Annotated in this window: 15 protein-coding genes; 8 read left to right on the top strand and 7 right to left on the bottom strand. The window is 68.3% G+C overall.

Annotated features, from left to right (window positions below):
* Window positions 1–10 precede the first annotated feature (10 nt).
* The 6 genes from EJ903_RS14605 to EJ903_RS14580 form a co-directional block, all read right to left on the bottom strand.
* Window positions 11–349, bottom strand: coding sequence for an L-rhamnose mutarotase (locus EJ903_RS14605; RefSeq protein ID WP_126616691.1), 339 nt, complete (start codon window positions 347–349; stop codon window positions 11–13).
* Window positions 346–1,452: an ABC transporter permease gene (locus tag EJ903_RS14600; protein WP_210211445.1), complete on the bottom strand. Its 1,107-nt coding sequence runs from the start codon at window positions 1,450–1,452 to the stop codon at window positions 346–348. Before EJ903_RS14600 ends, EJ903_RS14605 begins: the two co-directional genes overlap by 4 nt.
* Window positions 1,449–2,453 carry an ABC transporter permease gene (locus EJ903_RS14595; RefSeq protein WP_126616689.1) on the bottom strand — a complete coding sequence of 335 codons (1,005 nt, stop codon included), beginning with the start codon at window positions 2,451–2,453 and terminating at the stop codon, window positions 1,449–1,451. The genes EJ903_RS14600 and EJ903_RS14595 overlap by 4 nt, the downstream gene beginning before the upstream one ends.
* On the bottom strand, window positions 2,450–4,015 hold the full coding sequence (locus tag EJ903_RS14590) for a sugar ABC transporter ATP-binding protein (protein WP_126616687.1): 1,566 nt from the start codon (window positions 4,013–4,015) through the stop codon (window positions 2,450–2,452). The genes EJ903_RS14595 and EJ903_RS14590 overlap by 4 nt, the downstream gene beginning before the upstream one ends.
* A gap of 142 nt (window positions 4,016–4,157) precedes the next feature.
* Window positions 4,158–5,159 carry a rhamnose ABC transporter substrate-binding protein gene (gene rhaS / locus EJ903_RS14585; RefSeq protein WP_126616685.1) on the bottom strand — a complete coding sequence of 334 codons (1,002 nt, stop codon included), beginning with the start codon at window positions 5,157–5,159 and terminating at the stop codon, window positions 4,158–4,160.
* Window positions 5,160–5,244: 85 nt separating this feature from the next.
* A complete protein-coding gene (locus tag EJ903_RS14580) occupies window positions 5,245–6,051 on the bottom strand; it encodes a DeoR/GlpR family DNA-binding transcription regulator (RefSeq protein ID WP_126616683.1) in 807 nt (268 codons plus the stop codon).
* Window positions 6,052–6,245: 194 nt separating this feature from the next.
* On the opposite strand from EJ903_RS14580, the gene EJ903_RS14575 reads away from it, so the two are divergent.
* The 4 genes from EJ903_RS14575 (at window position 6,246) to EJ903_RS14560 (ending at window position 12,375) form a co-directional block, all read left to right on the top strand.
* On the top strand, window positions 6,246–8,348 hold the full coding sequence (locus tag EJ903_RS14575; protein ID WP_126616681.1) for a bifunctional rhamnulose-1-phosphate aldolase/short-chain dehydrogenase: 2,103 nt from the start codon (window positions 6,246–6,248) through the stop codon (window positions 8,346–8,348).
* A 32-nt stretch (window positions 8,349–8,380) separates the two neighbouring features.
* Window positions 8,381–9,679, top strand: coding sequence for an L-rhamnose catabolism isomerase (rhaI, locus tag EJ903_RS14570; protein ID WP_126616679.1), 1,299 nt, complete (start codon window positions 8,381–8,383; stop codon window positions 9,677–9,679).
* A 225-nt stretch (window positions 9,680–9,904) separates the two neighbouring features.
* Window positions 9,905–11,080 (top strand): dihydrodipicolinate synthase family protein, encoded by a 1,176-nt coding sequence (locus tag EJ903_RS14565; protein ID WP_126616677.1) that lies wholly within the window; start codon window positions 9,905–9,907, stop codon window positions 11,078–11,080.
* A gap of 5 nt (window positions 11,081–11,085) precedes the next feature.
* Window positions 11,086–12,375 carry a glycerate kinase type-2 family protein gene (locus EJ903_RS14560; RefSeq protein WP_126616675.1) on the top strand — a complete coding sequence of 430 codons (1,290 nt, stop codon included), beginning with the start codon at window positions 11,086–11,088 and terminating at the stop codon, window positions 12,373–12,375.
* Here the strand turns inward: EJ903_RS14560 and EJ903_RS14555 are convergent.
* Window positions 12,338–13,042, bottom strand: a complete 705-nt coding sequence (locus EJ903_RS14555) for a TetR/AcrR family transcriptional regulator (protein ID WP_126616673.1) — start codon at window positions 13,040–13,042, stop codon at window positions 12,338–12,340. The genes EJ903_RS14560 and EJ903_RS14555 overlap by 38 nt on opposite strands.
* A 311-nt stretch (window positions 13,043–13,353) precedes the next feature.
* Here EJ903_RS14555 and EJ903_RS14550 point away from each other — a divergent pair, with 311 nt between their 5' ends.
* The 4 genes from EJ903_RS14550 to EJ903_RS14535 all read left to right on the top strand — a co-directional run bounded on the left by EJ903_RS14550 (window position 13,354) and on the right by EJ903_RS14535 (window position 17,940).
* A complete protein-coding gene (locus tag EJ903_RS14550; RefSeq protein WP_126616671.1) occupies window positions 13,354–14,394 on the top strand; it encodes a LacI family DNA-binding transcriptional regulator in 1,041 nt (346 codons plus the stop codon).
* Window positions 14,395–14,435: 41 nt separating this feature from the next.
* A complete protein-coding gene (locus tag EJ903_RS14545; RefSeq protein WP_126616669.1) occupies window positions 14,436–15,461 on the top strand; it encodes a Gfo/Idh/MocA family protein in 1,026 nt (341 codons plus the stop codon).
* Window positions 15,462–15,533: 72 nt separating this feature from the next.
* Entirely contained in the window at window positions 15,534–17,168 is a 1,635-nt protein-coding gene (locus EJ903_RS14540) for an acyl CoA:acetate/3-ketoacid CoA transferase (RefSeq protein WP_126616667.1), read from the top strand.
* The gene (locus EJ903_RS14535; RefSeq protein WP_126616665.1) at window positions 17,161–17,940 is read left to right on the top strand and encodes an enoyl-CoA hydratase/isomerase family protein; all 780 of its coding nucleotides are present in this window, start codon (window positions 17,161–17,163) and stop codon (window positions 17,938–17,940) included. The genes EJ903_RS14540 and EJ903_RS14535 overlap by 8 nt, the downstream gene beginning before the upstream one ends.
* The last annotated feature ends 5 nt before the right edge of the window (window positions 17,941–17,945 follow it).

Here is a 17,945-nt window from a genome sequence, read left to right as displayed (position 1 = left end):
TGATCCTGCCTCAGGCCAGATGGAACAGGGTGGGCAGCGGCGTGACCACCGGCGCGTTGTCGGGCTGCACCGCCATCAGGTCGGCCATCATCGCCCACCAGCGTTGCATCACCGGGTGGGCGGGCAGCGCGTCCATCCCATGGTCGCGCCGCCGCCACAGCACGGCGAACAGATGGTGGGTGTCGGGATCGAGGTGGATCGAGTAATCGCTGACCCCGGCCTGTTTCAACAGCGTCACCAGTTCGGGAAAGATGCGGTCGTGGCGGGCCTGGTATTCGGCCGCCATCCCCGGTTTCAGCACCATGCGGAAGGCGATCTTCTCGTGCGTGTTGGCGTTGGGGGTGGTCATGGCGTGGTTCTCCGCATCCGGTTGGACAGTTTGCGGGCCAGAACGGGCAGGGCGATGACGGCGATCAGCATGACGCCGACGACGATCGACATGATGATGCCCGACACGTTGAGCAGCCCCAGGCCAAAGGTGAGCAGCCCCATGACCAGTGCGGCCAGCACCACGCCGGGGATGGTCCCGACGCCGCCGGTGATCGCCACGCCGCCCAGCACCACCATGGTGACGATTTCCAGCTCCCACCCGGTGGCGATGGACGGGCGGGTCGATCCCAGGCGGCTGGTCAGCATCACCGACGCCACCCCGGCGGCCAGCCCGGTCGCGGCGAACAACCAGAATTTGATCCGCCGCACCTTCAGGCCGGAAAAGGCGGCGGCGGTCGGGTTGTGGCCGATGGCCCGCACCGCGCGGCCCAGGCTGGTGCGGTGCAGCAGGAACCCGGCCAGCAGCGCCAGCCCCAGGAAGACCGTGACTTCAAACGACAGCCATTCCCAGACATAGCCCTGGCCGAAATAGGCGAACCCCTCCGGGTAGCGGGTGTAGGCCCCATCGCCGAGGATGCCATAGGCCAAGCCGCGAAACAGGCTCATCGTGCCGATGGTGGCGACGATGGAGGGCAACTCCAGCCCGGTGACGAGCAGCCCGTTGACCGCGCCACAGGCCAGCCCGGTGAGCAGACCGACCCCGACCACCACCGGCATCGGCTGCCCGGCGGCGGCGGTCGCCCCCATCAGGGTGGAGGACAGCGCGATGATCCCGGCGACCGAAATGTCGATCTCCCCGGCCAGGATGACGAAGGCGAGCGCCAGGGCGACGATGGCCTTTTCGGTGAAATTGAAGGTGGCGTCCGACAGGTTCCACACATCGAGGAAATAGGGCGAGGCGAAGCTGTTGGCGGTGAAGATCGCGGCGGCCAGCAGCAGCAGCAGCGCTTCCCAGCTTTTCAGCAGCGCCGTCAGCGGCGCGTCGGTGCGGTCGGGAATCCGGCGCATGGGCGGGGTGGGGCTGGGCGCGCGGTCCGGTCCGCTTCGGTTTTGCCCGGCCCGGTCTTGCCCGGCCCGGTTCTGCCCGGTGCTGAAAGGGGCGTTGGGTGTCAGCATAGTCATGCTCCGGCCTCCTGTCCGGTGGTGGCGCGGTGGCGGAGGATGATGCGGCCCTTGCGGCGCTCGGCCCGCGTGTTGAGAAGGACGGCGGCGATGATGATCGCCCCGGAAATGCTCATCTGCCAAAAGGGGGAAACGCCGACGACCGGCAGCGCGTTCTTGATGACGCCGAGAAACAGCGCCCCCAGAACCGCCCCCGCCACCGACCCCACCCCGCCGCTGATCGACACGCCGCCGATCACGCAGGCGGCGATCACGTCCAGCTCGAACCCGGCGGCGATGTCGACATAGGCGACGGCGAAGCGCGACACCCACAGATAGCCGCACAGACCGGCGAGCAGACCCGACACGCAAAAGGCGCGGAACACGGTGCGGCCCGCGTCGATCCCGGCATAGACCGCCGCCACCGGGTTGCCGCCGACGGCGTACAGCGCACGGCCCACCGGGCTGCGGGCAAAGCCGAGCGCGGCCAGACCGATCACCGCCACCGCCAGCCACGCCAGCATCGGCAGCCCCAGCAGCGTTTCGCGCGGCAGCGCCAGATAGGCGGGCGACATTTGAAAGGTGTTCACCCACTCGCCCCCCGACAGCACAAAGGCGCTGCCCCGGAAGATGGTGAGCGTCCCCAGCGTGACGACGATGGACGGCAAGCCGACCTTCCACACCAGCAGCCCGTTCACCGCCCCCAGCGCCATGCCCATGGCGGCGGAGGCCAGCACCAGCAGCGGGACCGGAATCTCCGGGTGGGCGGCGTTCAGCATCGCCCCGGCCATGCCGGTCAGCGCCAGATTGGCGGCGACTGACAGGTCGATGGAGCGGGTGAGGATCACCGCCGTCTGACCGATGGCCAGGATGATGAGGATGGCGGTGTCGGTGAAGACCGACGCCAGATTGCCGGGGGCGACGAAGCCCGGTGCGCGCAGGGCGATCAGGCCCAACAGCGCGGTTCCGGCGACCGACAGCAGCGCCTCGCGCGATTTCAGCAGCCTGTTCAGGAGGGTCATGCCGCAAGCTCCGGGTGGGAATCGGTGTTGCCGGTGGCGGCGCGCACCAGCGTTTCGGCGGTCAGCCCGGCGCGGTCGTACAGGTGGATCGGGCGGCCCTCGCGCATCACCAGAACCCGGTCGCTCATGCCCAGAATCTCCGGCAGTTCCGACGAGATCATGATGACGGCCAGCCCCTGCGCCGCCAGTTCGCTGATGAAGCCGTGGACGGCGGCCTTGGACCCGATGTCGATGCCCTTGGACGGTTCGTCCAGAATGATGATGTCCGGTTGGGTCGCCAGCCATTTGCTGATGACGATTTTTTGCTGGTTGCCGCCCGACAGGGTCCCGACCGGTTGCGACAGCGAGGCCGCGCGCAGGTCGAGCCGTTCGGCGTAACGGCGGGCCAGCGCGAATTCCCGCGCGCGGCTGATCACGCCGTATCGGCTGACCTCCGGCAGGGTGGCGAGTGTCATGTTGTCCACGATGGGCATCGCCAGCACGGCCCCATGCCGCCCCCGCTCCTCTGGCACATAGACCAGACCGGCGCGGATGGCGTCGCCGGGGCTGCGGATGACGGTGTCGCGCCCCTTGATCCGCAACCGGCCGCGCGACGGACGGGTGATGCCGAACAGGGATTGGCAGAACTCCGACCGTCCAGCCCCGACCAGCCCGTAAAGGCCCAGAATCTCGCCGCGCCGCAGTTGGAAGGACACGCCGTCGAACTCGGTCGGGTGGGCGTAATCCTCCACCTCCAGCACCAGTTCGCCGGGCGTGACCGCCAGCTTGGGAAAGGTCTGTTCGACCGGGCGGCCAACCATCAGGCGGACGATCTCCGCCTGGTCGGTGTCGGCCAGCGCCCCGGCCCCGACCGACCGGCCGTCGCGGAACACCGCGTAATCGTCGGCGATGCGGAAGACCTCTTCGAATTTGTGGCTGATGAACAGGATGGCGCGGCCCTGCGCCTTCAGCCGTTCGACGATGGCGAACAGCTCGTCGGCTTCCTTCTGCGACAGGGCGGCGGTGGGTTCGTCCATGATGATGACGCGCGCCTCCACCGACAGGGCGCGGGCGACCGCCACCAGATGGCGTTGGCCGATGGACAGATCCTTCAGCCGCGTGTGGGGGCCGAACGGCGCGTCGAGCGTGCGCAGCAGCGCCCCGGCGCGCGCCAGCATCGCCTTGCGGTCGATCAGGCCAAAGCGCGTGGTCGGCGCGTGACCGGCGAAGATGTTCTCCGCCACGCTCAACTCGTCGAACAGAACGGTTTCCTGGTGGATGGCGGTGATCCCGGCGGATTCGGCCATGGCGGGGGCGGTGAAGACCACCGGCGCGCCGTCGATCCGGATGTCGCCGCCGTCGGGGCGGTAAATGCCGGTCATGGTCTTGACCAGCGTCGATTTGCCCGCCCCGTTTTCGCCGATCAGCGCGGTGACGCGCCCGGCGCGCAGGGTCAGGTTGACATCGGACAGGGCGCGGACGCCGGGAAACAGCTTGGTGATGCCGCGCATCTCCAGCAGGCGAGTGTCCTGGGCGGACGCGTGCTGGGCGCGCGCGGGCGGAACAGGCGTGGGCGTGGTCATGGGAACGCCTTCCGGTCGGGTGGGCGGGACAGGCGGAGCGCTGTGGAAGCGAGGGCGCGCGGGCGCGCGCGGGGATGCGTTCGGCGGAAAAGGGCGGGTCGCCCGGTCCGGGCCACCCGCCTGTCCCCGCCGCAGCGCCCGATCAGAAGATCTTGGCGAACTGGTCGATGTTGGAGGCGTCGTAGGTGAACGGCTCGCTCATCGCCGCTTCGGCGTTGTCGCCGATGGTGATCTCGCCCATGCGCCCGGCCTTCAGCTTGGTCCCCGGCGCGACGCTGGTCGCCTTGCTCTTCACCAGATCATAGGCGAGCAGGGTGGCGGTGTAACCGAGATCGATGGGATTCCAGATGGCAAAGGACTTGCTGGCCCCCGACTTGATCGCCCCGGCCATTTCGGACGGCAGGCCAAGGCCGGTGACGTGGACCTGGCCGATCTTGCCCGCGTCCTTCACCGCCTGGGCGGCGGCGACGATGCCGACGGAGGTCGGGGCGATGATGGTCTTGACCTCCGGGTGGGCCTTCAGCAGCGCTTGGGTTTCGCGATAGCTTTTGTCCGACAGGTCGTCGCCGTAGACGGTGGTGACGATCGTCATGCCGGGGAATTTCGGCAACGCCTTCTTCATCTCCTCGATCCAGATGTTCTGGTTGGTCGAGGTGGCGGTGGCCGACAGGATGGCGACGTTGCCCTTGCCGTCGGGCAGGGTGGCGGCGGCCAGCTTCAGGTTGGTGGCACCGATCAGCGCGTTGGACGACGGGTTCAGGTGCAGCATGCGGCCCTTGGCCGACACCCCCGAATCCCACGAAATCACCTTGATGCCGCGCTGCATCGCCTTGCTCAGCGCGGGAACCAGCGCGTCGGGGTCGTTGGCGGACACGGCGATGGCGTCCACCTTTTGCGAAATCAGGGAGTTGATGACCTCGATCTGGCCTTCGGCGGTGGTGGAGGTCGGGCCGGTGTAGATGATCTCGACGTTGCCGACCTCCTTGGCGGCGTCCTCGGCCCCCCGGCGGGCGGCTTCGAAAAAGCCGTTGCCCAGCGATTTGACCACCAGCGCGATGCGGATCTTGTCCTGCGCGGCGGCCGGGGTGGCGACCAGACCGACGGCCAGCGCCACCGGCAGAACCATGGACTTCCAGAACGACATTCTTGGTTTCCTCCCAGGCGTGTGTTTGTTGGGTCATCCCGTCTTGTCGCGGGCCTGATTCCGCAAAAGGCGGTGGTGGGGGCGGTCAGGCGACCTCGGGCGACGCCTCCCGTCCCTTGGCGGCGGCGGCGACGATCAGACGGACGCCAGCGGCTTCGATCATGCGGGCGGCGGCGTCGCTGATGCCGTCGTCGGTGACGATGGTGTGCGCGCGCTCCAGCGGCACGACGATCATGGCGGAGCGGGCGTCGAACTTGGAGGAATCGACCAGGATCACCAGCTCGTCGGCCTGGCGCATCAGGCGCTGTTCGGACTGGATGATGAGCGGATCGCCTTCACCCACGCCATAAGCCGACACGCTTTGCGCACCCATGAACATGCGCCGTGCGCGGAAATGAGCGATTCCGTCGTTTTCAAACGGGCTGAGGATCAGGCCCTGCTCACGGTAAACGGCACCGGCGGGCAGCAGCACCGTGCATTTGGAATGCTTGATGAGATGCTCGGCGATCATGAAGGAGTTGGTCATCACCTGCATCGGACGGTCGGTCATGTGATGGACCATCTGAAAGGTGGTGGTTCCGCCATTGATGATGATGGCGTCGCCGGGTTCGCACAGATCCACCGCCGCGCGGGCGATCAGCCGTTTTTCCGTCTGATTCAAGCCTTCCGCCACCCGGAACGGGCGTCCGGCGATGCTGCCATAGGGGGATGGCGACAGCGCCTCCGCCCCGCCGCGCACCTTGCGCAGCTTCTTTTGCAGCGCCAGCGCGGCGATGTCGCGGCGGATGGTGGCGTCGGACGCGCCGGTCAATTCCGCCAGATCGGCGACGGACGCAACCGACCGGCTTTGCACCAGCCCCACGATGATCCGATGGCGTTCGCTTTCGAGCATGCGATCCTCCCTTGCACAAACTGTTGCCCCAACCAACGACCTGTGTCAATCATTTCCAATCAAAATTTTTCAGATCACGATCTGTTGTGATTGAACATGATCGTTCATGTTGACTTTTGACGAAACTAACGACCATGGTGTGCCCCATCAGCGGCGGCTCTGGACCGCCGGGCAACGCCTGGGGAGGAGAGGACATGCAGGACCTGAGCGGCGCGCAGCGCCTGGACAATCGGTGGAACGACGCGGTCGCCGACGCGATGGACGAACCGGGGCGGCTGCTCTACCGCTCCAACCTTCTGGGGTCGGACAAGCGCATCACCAACTACGGCGGCGGCAACACCTCCGGCAAGATCGACATGGCCGATCCCTTGACCGGGGAAACGGTGACGGTCCTGTGGGTGAAGGGGTCGGGCGGCGACGTCGGCACGATGGCGCTCGACGGTTTTTCCACCCTGTATCTCGACAAGCTCAACCGACTGCGCGCGCTGTACAAGGGCGAGGCGCAGGAGGATGAGATGGTCGGCTATCTGCCCCATTGCACCTTCAACCTGAACCCGCGCGCCGCGTCCATCGACACGCCGCTGCACGCCTATCTGCCCTTCCGCCACGTCGATCACATGCACCCCGACGCGGTGATCGCCATCGCCGCCACCGAGAACAGCCGCGCCCTGACCGAGGCGGTCTATGGCGGTGAGATCGGCTGGTTGCCCTGGCGGCGTCCGGGCTTCCAACTGGGGTTGGATCTGGCGGCCTTCGCGGCGGCCAACCCGACCGCCAAGGGCGTGGTTCTGGAAGGCCACGGCCTGTTCACCTGGGGCGACAGCTCCAAGGAGTGCTACGAAACCACCTTGCGCGTCATCAACCGCGCCATCGCCTGGTTCGACGGCGAAACGGCGGGCAAGGCCGCCTTTGGCGGGGCGGCGGTGGCGTCGCTGGATCCGGCGGCCCGCCGTGCGGTTGCCGCCCGGTTGATGCCGGAGATTCGCGGCCTGATCGGCGCCGATGAGAAGAAGGTCGGCCATTTCGACGACAGCGACGCGGTGCTGGAGTTCGTCAATTCCCGCGATCTGCCCGCCCTGGCGGCGCTGGGCACCTCCTGCCCCGACCATTTCCTGCGCACCAAGATCCGCCCGCTCGTGCTGGGGTTCGACCCGGCGGCCGACAATCTGGATGCGGTGATCGACGGGTTGCCGGGGGCGGTCGATGCCTACCGCCACGATTACGCGGGCTATTACGAGCGCTGCCGCCGCCCCGACTCGCCCGCCATGCGCGACCCCAACGCCATCGTCTATCTGGTTCCCGGCGTGGGCATGCTGACCTTCGCCCGTGACAAGGCGACGGCGCGCATCGCCGGTGAGTTCTACGTCAACGCCATCAACGTGATGCGCGGGGCGTCCTCCGTCAGCCGCTATTGCGGTTTGCCGGAGCAGGAGGCCTTCGACATCGAATATTGGCTGTTGGAAGAAGCCAAGCTGCAACGGATGCCCAAGCCCAAGGCGCTGGCCGGGCGGGTGGCGCTGGTCACAGGGGCGGCGGGCGGCATCGGCCGCTCCACCGCCGAACGGCTGCTGCGCGATGGGGCCTGCGTCGTGCTGGCCGACATCGACGCCGAAGCGCTGGAGGCGACCAAGGCGGCGCTGGCGCGCGGTTTCGGGGCCGATGCGGTGCGCGCGGTGACGCTGGACGTGACCGACGAGGCCGCCGTGCGCGAAGGTTTTGCCGCCGCGTGCGTCGAATTTGGCGGTTTGGACATTCTGGTGTCCAACGCGGGCATCGCGTCTTCCGCCCCGATCGAGGCGACGGAGTTGTCGCTGTGGACCCGCAACATGGACATCCTCGCCACCGGCTATTTTCTGGTGGCGCGCGAGGGCTTCCGCCTGTTCCGCCGCCAGGGTCTGGGCGGATCGGTGGTGTTCGTGGCGTCCAAGAACGGTCTGGCCGCGTCGCCCAACGCGGCAGCCTATTGCACGGCCAAGGCGGCGGAAATCCATCTTGCCCGTTGTCTGGCGCTGGAAGGCGCGCCCATCGGCGTGCGCGTCAACGTCGTCAACCCCGACGCGGTGCTGCGCGGCTCCAAGATCTGGACCGGCGAGTGGCGCGAGCAGCGCGCGGCGTCGTCCAACCTGTCGGTCGATCAGCTTGAGGAGCATTACCGCAACCGGTCCCTGTTGAAGCGGTCGGTCTACCCGGAAGACGTGGCCGAGGCCATCGGTTTCCTCGCGTCGGACAGCGCGGCGAAATCGACGGGCAACATCCTGAACGTCGACGCGGGCAACGCCCAATCCTTCACGCGCTGACCCGCGCCAGCCATCGTATGGGGAGAACGACCATGACCGCATTGCCGATCACCACCGCCGTGATCGAACGGTCGAACGAGACCCTGGCGGCCGCGCAGGCCGCCGATTACGCCGCGCTGGGGGAGAAGCTCGCCCGGCGCGGGGTGGACATCGACGCGCTGACCGCCAAGGCGGCGGCCTTCTTCGTCGCCGTCCCCTCCTGGGGCGTGGGCACCGGCGGGACCCGCTTCGCCCGCTTTCCCGGCGTGGGCGAGCCGCGCGGCATCTTTGAAAAGCTGGACGATTGCGCGGTGATCCACCAGTTGGGCCGGGCCACGCCGCGCGTGTCGCTGCACATCCCGTGGGACGCGGCGGACCCGGCAGAGCTGAAGGCCAAGGCCGACAGCCTGGGGCTGGGGTTCGACGCCATGAACTCCAACACCTTCCAGGATCACCCGAAGGATCCGCGCCAACCGCTGTCCTACAAATATGGGTCGCTCTCGCACACCGACCGGGCGGTGCGGGATCAGGCGGTGGAACACAACCTCGCCACCATCGAGCTGGGCCGGGCCATCGGCTCCACCGCGCTGACGGTGTGGGTGGGCGACGGCTCCAACTTCGCCGGTCAAGCCGATCTGGGCCGTGCCTTCGACCGCTATCTGGACTCGATGAAGCGGATCGCGGCGGCCCTGCCGGACGATTGGCGGGTGTTCTCCGAACACAAGATGTACGAACCGGCCTTCTACTCCACCGTCGTGCAGGATTGGGGCACCAGCCTGATGACGGCGCAGGAGCTGGGGGCGAAGGCCTTCTGTCTGGTCGATCTGGGCCACCACGCGCCCAACGTCAACATCGAGCAGATCGTCGCCCGCCTGATCCGGGCCGGGAAGCTGGGCGGGTTCCATTTCAACGATTCCCGCTATGGTGACGACGATCTCGACACCGGATCCATCGACCCGTTCCGCCTGTTCCTGGTCTTCAACGAGCTGGTGGAGGCCGGGGAGCGGCTGGACGCGCTGCGCCCGGCCCACATGATCGACCAGTCGCACAACGTCACCGACCCGATTGAAAGCCTGATCCGCTCGGCCAACGAAATCCGCCGCGCCTATGTCCAGGCGTTGTTGGTGGACCGCGTGGCTCTGGCGGGCTTCCAGGAGGAGAATGACGCGCTGATGGCGTCGGAAACGCTCAAACAGGCGTTCCGCACCGATGTCGAACCGATCCTGGCCAAGGCCCGGCAGGACGCGGGCGGGGCCATCGACCCGATCCGCGCCTACCGCGACAGCGGCTATCGCCGGACGGTCGGGGCCAAGCGCCCGGCCGCTGTTGGCGGGGGCGGCGGCATCGTCTGACGGCGGGCGTGCCTGCGGCTTGCGCGACGCTGTTGGCCGTCACAGCGTCGCGCCACACCGTTGGGGAGACGATCGGGATCGGACGGACGCCAGTCAGGGCCGTCTGTGAGCGTTTGATGCGTGCGTTTGGAGGATGGTTGACCGTGCAAACGGTGTTGACCGGCGTGGCGCGATTAAGTAAGTAATTAGTTACATCATAAAATCGCGCCCAGGGAGGTTTTGCCCATGGCCACCATCACGCTGCCCACCCGCGACGGGGGGCTGGAACCGCATCGGCTGTCCGCCGCCTCGTCCTTTCCCGACACCCGTCCCGCCGCCGCCCGCTCATGGACGCGCGTGGCCTACGCCGCCGCCCATGTGGTGGCCAAGCCGCTGGACAGCGACAGCCCTTGGACCACCGGCGGGGCCATCGACTGGGACGCGACGCTGGCCTACCGCGAACGCCTGTGGGGGCTGGGATTCAAGATCGCGGAGGCGATGGACACCTCCCAGCGCGGGATGGGGCTGGATTGGCCCGCCGCCGCCGCGTTGATCCGCCGCTCGGTCGCGCTGTCCCGCCACCACGCCGGGGCCGATCTGGCCTGCGGTGTCGGCACCGACCAACTGGCGGCCACGCCCGACGTCACGCTCGATTCCGTCATCCGCGCCTATGAGGAGCAGTTGGCCGTGGTCGAGGAGGTCGGGGGCCGGGCCATCCTGATGGCCAGCCGGGCGCTGGTCCGCGCCGCCCGCTCCGCCGACGACTATGACGCGGTCTATGGCCGTCTCATCGGGCAGGCCAGCGGCAAGGTCATCCTGCATTGGTTGGGGGCGATGTTCGACCCGGCCTTGGCGGGCTATTGGGGCACCGACGATTTCGACACGGCGCTGGACCGGGTGGTGGCGCTCATCACCGCGCACGCCGACAGGATCGACGGCATCAAGATTTCGCTGCTGGATCAGGACAAGGAAATCCGCCTGCGCGATCGGCTGCCCGCCGGGGTGGCGATGTACACCGGTGACGATTTCAACTACCCGGCCTTGATCGCCGGGGACGGGCGGCGGCACTCCCACGCGCTGCTCGGTATCTTCGATCCCATTGCGCCCGCCGCGTCCGCCGCCTTGCAGGCCCTGGCCGAGGACGACCACGCCCGCTACGCCGCGATCATGGAGCCGACCATCCCGTTGTCGCGCGCCATTTTCGAAGCTCCGACCCAGTTCTACAAGGCGGGGGTCGTGTTCATGGCGTGGCTGAACGGCCATCAGGACCATTTCACCATGATCGGCGGCATGCAGTCGGCCCGTGGCATCCGGCATTACGCGGAGGTTTTCCGGTTGGCCGACCGCGCCGGGCTGCTGCGCAATCCCGATCTGGCGGTGCGGCGGATGCGCGCGCTGTTGACTTTGCACGGTGTGGGGTGACGGCGATGAGCGGCGACGCTGATTCCCGCGCCTTCACCACCCTGCGCGCGCTGTTCGACGCGGCGGTGGCCGCCGCCCGGCCTGACGCGGCTCTGCGGACCCATCTGCCGCCGCCGCCCAAGGGGCGGACGGTGGTGATCGGGGCTGGCAAAGCGGCGGCGGAGATGGCCGCCGCGTTCGAAGCGCTGTGGCCCGGTCCGCTGGAGGGGGTGGTGGTCACGCGCCACGGCCACGGCGCGCCGACCGGTCGCATCCGCGTGCTGGAGGCCGCCCACCCGGTTCCCGACGCCGACGGGGTGGCGGCGTCCCGCGCCCTGTTCGATCAACTGGCCGGGTTGGGGCCGGACGATCTTATCATTGCCCTGATGTCGGGCGGTGGATCGGCGCTGCTGACCCTGCCGCCGGAGGGGGTGACGCTGGCCGATCTCCAGGCGCTGCATCGGGCGTTGTTGGGGTCGGGGGCCGACATCGCCGCGATGAACACGGTTCGCAAGCATTGCTCGCTGGCGCTGGGTGGGCGTCTGGCCGCCGCCGCGCCGGACACACCGATGCTGACGTTGGTGGTGTCCGACGTGCCGGGCGACGATCCGGGGCTGATCGCCTCCGGCCCCACCGTGCCGGACCACAGCACGCGGGCGCAGGCCCGCGCGGTGCTGGCCGACCACGGCATCGACCCCGGCCCGGCGCTGGCGGCGTGGCTGGACAGCCCGGCGGCGGACAGCCCCGACCCGCAAGGGCCGGTCTTTGCCAACAAGCGCGCGCGGGTGATCGCCAGCGCCCACACCAGCTTGACCCGCGCGGCCGAACTGGCGCGGTCGCTGGGCTGTGCGCCGTTGGTTCTGGGTGACGCCATCGAGGGGGAATCGCGCGAGGTGGCGCGGGTCCATGCCGGTTTGGTGCGCTCCATCCGCCGCTATGGCGTGCCGGTGGCCGCCCCCTGCGTCATCCTCAGCGGCGGGGAAACCACGGTGACGCTGCGCGGTGGCGCTGGCGGGCGGGGCGGGCGCAACGCCGAATTCGCCCTGGCCCTCGCCGTGGCCTTGGGGGAGGACGCCAAAGGAGTCCACGCGCTGGCCGCCGACACCGACGGGATTGACGGCAGCGAGGACAACGCGGGCGCGCTGGTCGGTCCCGACACGTTGGCCCGCGCCGCAGGGATCGGGCTGTCGGCGGCGGACCATCTGGCCCGCAACGATTCCTATGGCTTTTTCGCCGGACTGGGCAACCTGTTGGTGACGGGGCCGACGCGCACCAATGTCAACGATTTCCGGGCGATCCTGATCGATCCGCTGTGACCTGTGGCGTTGTGACCGCCTCCGCTGCGAGGGGAGGGGCGGTGACGGCGGCGATGACGACGTCACCGATGTGCCGTCGCCGCTCGGCCAAAAAGGCCGGATCGCCGAGATCACGGCCAAAGATGGCGGACAGGGTGTGACGGTTTGACAGGGCGAAATAGGCCAACCCGGCGATGTCGATGTACAGCTGCACAGCGTCGATCGGGCGGCGGATGACACCGTCTGTCCGCCCGCGCCGAATCAGGTCGTCCAGACTGTCCAACAGGGTGGCCTGCAGCGCCCGCGCCCGGTCGGAGCGACGGACGAAGCGGCCATCGAGCAGATTTTCCTGGTGCAGCAACGCCATGCAGGCGGGTTCGGCGTGGTAGTAGTCATAGGTGAATTCGGTCAGGCGGCGGATGCCGTCCAACGGCGGCAGGGACGCCAGATCCAGCGCCGCTTCGGCCCGGCGGATGCCTTCGTAGGCGTGCTCCAGCGTGGCGACATACAGCCCCTCCTTGTCGCCGAAATAATGGTAGAGCATCCGTTGCGACAGACCGGCGTCGGCCACAATCTCCTCCACCCGCGCGCCGTTCAGCCCGGCGCGGGCGAAATGGAGCAGGGCGGATTCCAACAGGCGGCGTTGGCTTTCCACCGGGTCGCGCCCGCGTTTTCGGATGGCCGTCATCGCCCGTGAATCCTCCGGTGTCGGTTGTGTCCCGCTTGTAGCCCGCCTTGCGGCGTCCGGGCGATGGGAAAATCAGTTTGGGCCACACAACATTGCTTGACAGGCGAACGGTGGAGGATTATCAATTTGGAACGTTCCAAACGGCGCTTCCAAAGCGTTTTCCAAGACAATCCAACCCCTATCGGCGGTTGATGGTGAGTGATCATCGTCGCGCGATTGTTCTGGACGAAAAATTTGGAACGTTCCAAATTGAAGGGCGGCAAAGCTGGAACCTCCGGACCAAGCCACCCAACGATCAAAGGAAACCACGCATGTCCTCCCCCACCCGCAAGGTCACGATGATCGACATCGCCCACGAGGCGGGCGTGTCGAAATCGACCGTGTCGCTGGTCCTGCAAGGCAGCGAGCTGGTGAAGGACGACACCCGCGACCGCGTGTTGGCGGCGATGGACCGGTTGGGCTACGTCTACAACCGGGGGGCGGCCAACCTGCGGCGCAAGACGTCGGAGGTGTTGGGCATGGTCATCAACGACCTGACCAACCCCTTCTTCGCTGAAATCGCCGTGGGGATCGAGCGGGCGCTGCAGACGGCGGGTTTCATTCCGCTGCTGGCCAACACCGGCGAGGATCCCAGCCGTCAGGCGCGGGTCATGCAGGCGATGCGCGAGCATGGGGCGGCGGGCTTCCTGTTCTGCCCGGCCATCGGCACCGACGAGGGGTTCGCCCACGAGATCATGAGCTGGCGTCTGCCCATCGTCACGGTGATGCGCCGCATCCCGGGCGTGGATTTCCGCAGCGTCGCCCCTGACAATGTCGGTGGCGCGCGGCTGGCGACGGAGCATCTGATCGGGCTGGGCCATCGCCGCATCGCCTTTCTGGGCGGGCGGCCCGGCATGGTGGTGATGGAGGACCGCTGCCAGGGCTACCAGGCCGCGTTGGCGGCGGCGGGTCTGCCCGCCGATCCGGGGTTGATTGTGGAGGAACGGCCCAACCGCGACGGTGGTCTCGCCGGGGTCGGTGCCCTGCTGTCCATCGCCGACCCACCGACGGCGGTCCTGTGCTTCAACGACGCGGTCGCCTTCGGCGCGCTGCATGGGTTGTGGGAGCGCGGCTTGCAGGCCGGACGGGATCTTGCTGTGGTCGGGTTCGACGACATCGCCAACGCCGCCCACACCACCCCGCCCTTGACCACGGTGGCGGTGTCCTGCCGCACGCTGGGCGAACGGGCGGCCCATCTGCTGCTGTCCGAATTGCGGGGCGAACCGACGGGGGATCACATCGGCGAGGTCCGCCTCGTCGTCCGTGCCTCCTCCGGCCCGCCCGGCCAGGACCGGTATCGACCGAACACCTGACGCGCCGCTTCGGCCCGTCCTGAAACAAACGGATTTCGACCATGACCGACCCGATTGGGCTTTCCCCGATTGGCTGGGGCCTTGTTGGTGCCAGCACGATTGCCAGCGAATGGATGATCGACGCCTTCCGCGCCCAACCCGATGGCGCGGTCGTCGCGGTGATGAGCGCCAACGCCGAACGAGGGACCGCCTACGCCGCCCGCCACGGCATCCCCCGGTCCTATGACCAGCTCGACGCGCTGCTGGCCGATCCGGCGGTGAACGCCGTCTACATCAGCACCACCAACGAGCTGCACCGCGACCAGGCCATCGCTGCGGCCAAGGCCGGCAAGCATGTGCTGTGCGAAAAGCCGCTGGCTCTGACCTTGGCCGACGCCCGCGCCATGGCCGAGGCCTGCGCGGCGGCGGGGGTGCGGTTCGCCACCAACCACCATCTGCGCAACGCCGCCCCGCACCGGGCCATGCGGCAGGCGATCAAGGACGGCTTGATCGGCACGCCCATCGCCGCCCGTGTCGCCCACGCCGTGTTCCTGCCGCCGCACCTTCAGGGTTGGCGCCTCGACAAGCCGCAAGCGGGCGGTGGAGTCATCCTCGACATCACCGTGCACGACGCCGACACCCTGCGTTTCGTGCTGGACGACGAACCGGTCGAAGTCGTGGCGATGAGCCAGCGGGGTGGGCTGGGGCAGGAGGGTTTGGAGGATGGCGCGATGACCATCGCCCGTTTCCGCTCCGGCCTGATCGCCCAGATCCATGACGCCTTCACCGTGCGTCACGGCGGGACCGGTTTCGAGGTGCACGGGACCGCCGGATCCTTGATTGCCCGCGACGTGATGACCCAACGCCCGGTCGGCTCCGTCCTGCTGCGCACGGCGGACGGCGAGCGCGAATTGCCCGTGTCGCCGGAAAATCTGTATGTCCGCGCCGTCCGCGCTTTTCACGACTCCGTGCGCGGCACCGGTGCGCCAGCGGCGGATGGCGAGGATGGGTTGCGTTCCCTCGCCTTCGCCTTGGCCGTGCGCGAGGCCGCCGCCAGCGGGCGTTGTGTTCCCGTCACCCTCGACTGACCCCTCCGGTTCCGGTCGGTCCCGGCTTTCGCCGTCGCCGTCCTGACCCCCGTCCCCCGAGGCACCCGTTTCATGTCCCGATCCGCACCCCTGCCCCCAGCTCACCCGCCCAGCTCCCGCATCCGGGTTCTGTCCGCCGACGCGGCGGTCGCCCTCATTCCCGATGAGGCGGTTGTCACCGTCAGCTCCTCCAGCGCGCTCGGCTGTCCCGACGCGGTGCTGGCAGCGCTGGGCCGCCGCTTCGTCGACAGCGGCCATCCGCGCGCGCTGACCACGCTGCACCCCATCGCCGCCGGGGACATGTACGGCGTGAAGGGCATCGACCACATCGCCCAACCCGGCCTGCTGCGCCGGGTGCTGGCCGGTTCCTTTCCCAGCGGTCCATCCAGCATGGCGTCGCCCGCCATCTGGGCGATGATCGCCGCGAACACGGTGGCCGCCTACAACGTGCCGTCGGGCATCCTGTTCGACCTGCACCGTGAGGCGGCGGCCAAGCGCCCCGGCGTGTTGACCAAGGTCGGGCTGGACACCTTCGTCGATCCGGCGCGGCAGGGCTGCGCCATGAACGCGGTGGCCGCCGAGACGCCCATCGTCCGCAAGATGCCGTTCGAGGGCGACGAGTGGCTGTTCTTCCCCACCATCACCCCGACCGTCGCGATTATCCGCGCCACCACCGCCGACGAGCGCGGCAATCTCAGCTACGAGCATGAGGGGGCCTATCTCGGCGCGCTGGATCAGGCGTTGGCGGTGCGCAACAACGGCGGGCTGGTGATCGCGCAGGTCAAGCGGCTGGCGCGCGGCGGCTCGATCCGTCCCTTCAACGTCCATGTGCCGGGCATCCTGGTCGATTGCGTCGTCGTTGCCCCCGACCAGATGCAGACGACCCAGACCGTCTATGACCCCGGCATCAGCGGCGAGGTGCTGCGTCCCGACGCCTCGTTCGAAGGGGCCGGCTGGGGGATGGAAACCGTCATCGCCCGCCGGGTGTCGCAGGAATTGCGCCATGGGGACGCCGTCAATCTGGGTTTTGGCATTTCTGCCAACGTGCCGCGCGTCCTGATGGAGGAGGGGCTGCACGGGGCTGTGACCTGGGTGATCGAGCAGGGGGCGGTGGGCGGTGTGCCGCTGCTGAATTTCCAGTTCGGTTGCGCGGCAAACGCTGAGGCCATTGTGCCGTCGCCCTATCAGTTCACCTATTTCCAGGGGGGTGGCTTCGACGCGTCGCTGCTGTCCTTCATGCAGGTGGACCGCGACGGCTGCGTGAATGTGTCCCGGTTGGCAGCGCGCCCGCACGTCACCGCCGGGGCCGGTGGCTTTGTCGACATCACCGCCCGCGCCCGCAAGATCGTCTTCAGCGGCTTCTTCACCGCCGGGGCGCAGTTCGAGATCAATGACGGCGCGCTGCGCATTGTCAAGGAGGGCAAGACGCGCAAATTCGTGCCGGAGGTGGAGCATGTCTCCTTCAGCGGGCGGCGCGCGGTCGCCAACGGGCAACAGATCCGCTACGTCACCGAACGCTGCGTGATCGACCTGACGCCCGCCGGTCTGATGGTGGTGGAGATCGCCCCGGGAATCGACCTGGACCGCGATGTTCTGGCCCAGTCCGACACGCCGCTGCTGGTGGCGCGCGACCTCCGCCTGATGGACGCCGCGTTGTTCCAACCGGGCCGCTTCGGTCTTCGTCTGAAGGAGCGGTCCCATGGCTGACGGCGTGCGCCTGGAGATCGACGGCGCGGTCGCCGTCGTCACGTTGGATCGTCCGGAGAAGCTGGGGGCGTTGACGCCCGCCATGCTGGCCGAACTGGAACGGATCGCCGACCGCATCGACCAGGATCGCGCGGTGCGCGTGGCCGTGCTGACCGGACAGGGGCCGAAAGCCTTCTGCGTCGGGGCGGACATCGGCTGTTGGTCGGCGTTGGAGCCGCTCGACATGTGGCGGCGCTGGGTGCGCGACGGCCACCGGGTGTTCGACCGTCTGGCCCGGCTGCGTCAACCGCTGATCGCCGCGCTCAACGGCGTGGCGCTGGGCGGCGGGCTGGAACTGGCCGCCACTGCCGACCTGCGGATCGCCGAGGCGCACGCCCGTCTCGGTCTGCCCGAATGCGGCATCGCCACCGTGCCCGGTTGGGGCGGCACGCAACGGCTGGCCCGCCGGGCCGGGTCGCAGACTGTGCGCCGTCTGGTGCTGACCGGCGATCTTGTGACGGCGGACGAGGCGCTGGGGCTTGGGTTGGTCGATCGGGTGTGTCCAACCGGGGAGGGGCTGGCCGAAGCCCTGGCGTTGGCCCACCGCATCGCCGCCCGCGCCCCCATCGCCACCCAACTCGCCAAACAGCTGGTCAACGCCGCCGAGGGCGAGGAATCACGCGACGCCACGCTGGAGGCCATCGCTGGGGCGTTGGCTGGCAGCACCGCCGACGGGCGCGAGGGCATCGCCGCCTTCCGCGACCGCCGCACCCCGCATTTTCAGGATCAATGATCGCC

The sequence above is a fragment of the Azospirillum griseum genome, assembly GCF_003966125.1.
GTDB classification, from domain to species: Bacteria; Pseudomonadota; Alphaproteobacteria; order Azospirillales; family Azospirillaceae; genus Azospirillum; species Azospirillum griseum.
Note: the sequence above shows the minus strand (reverse complement) of the source record. Positions and strands in the feature narration are given on the sequence as shown.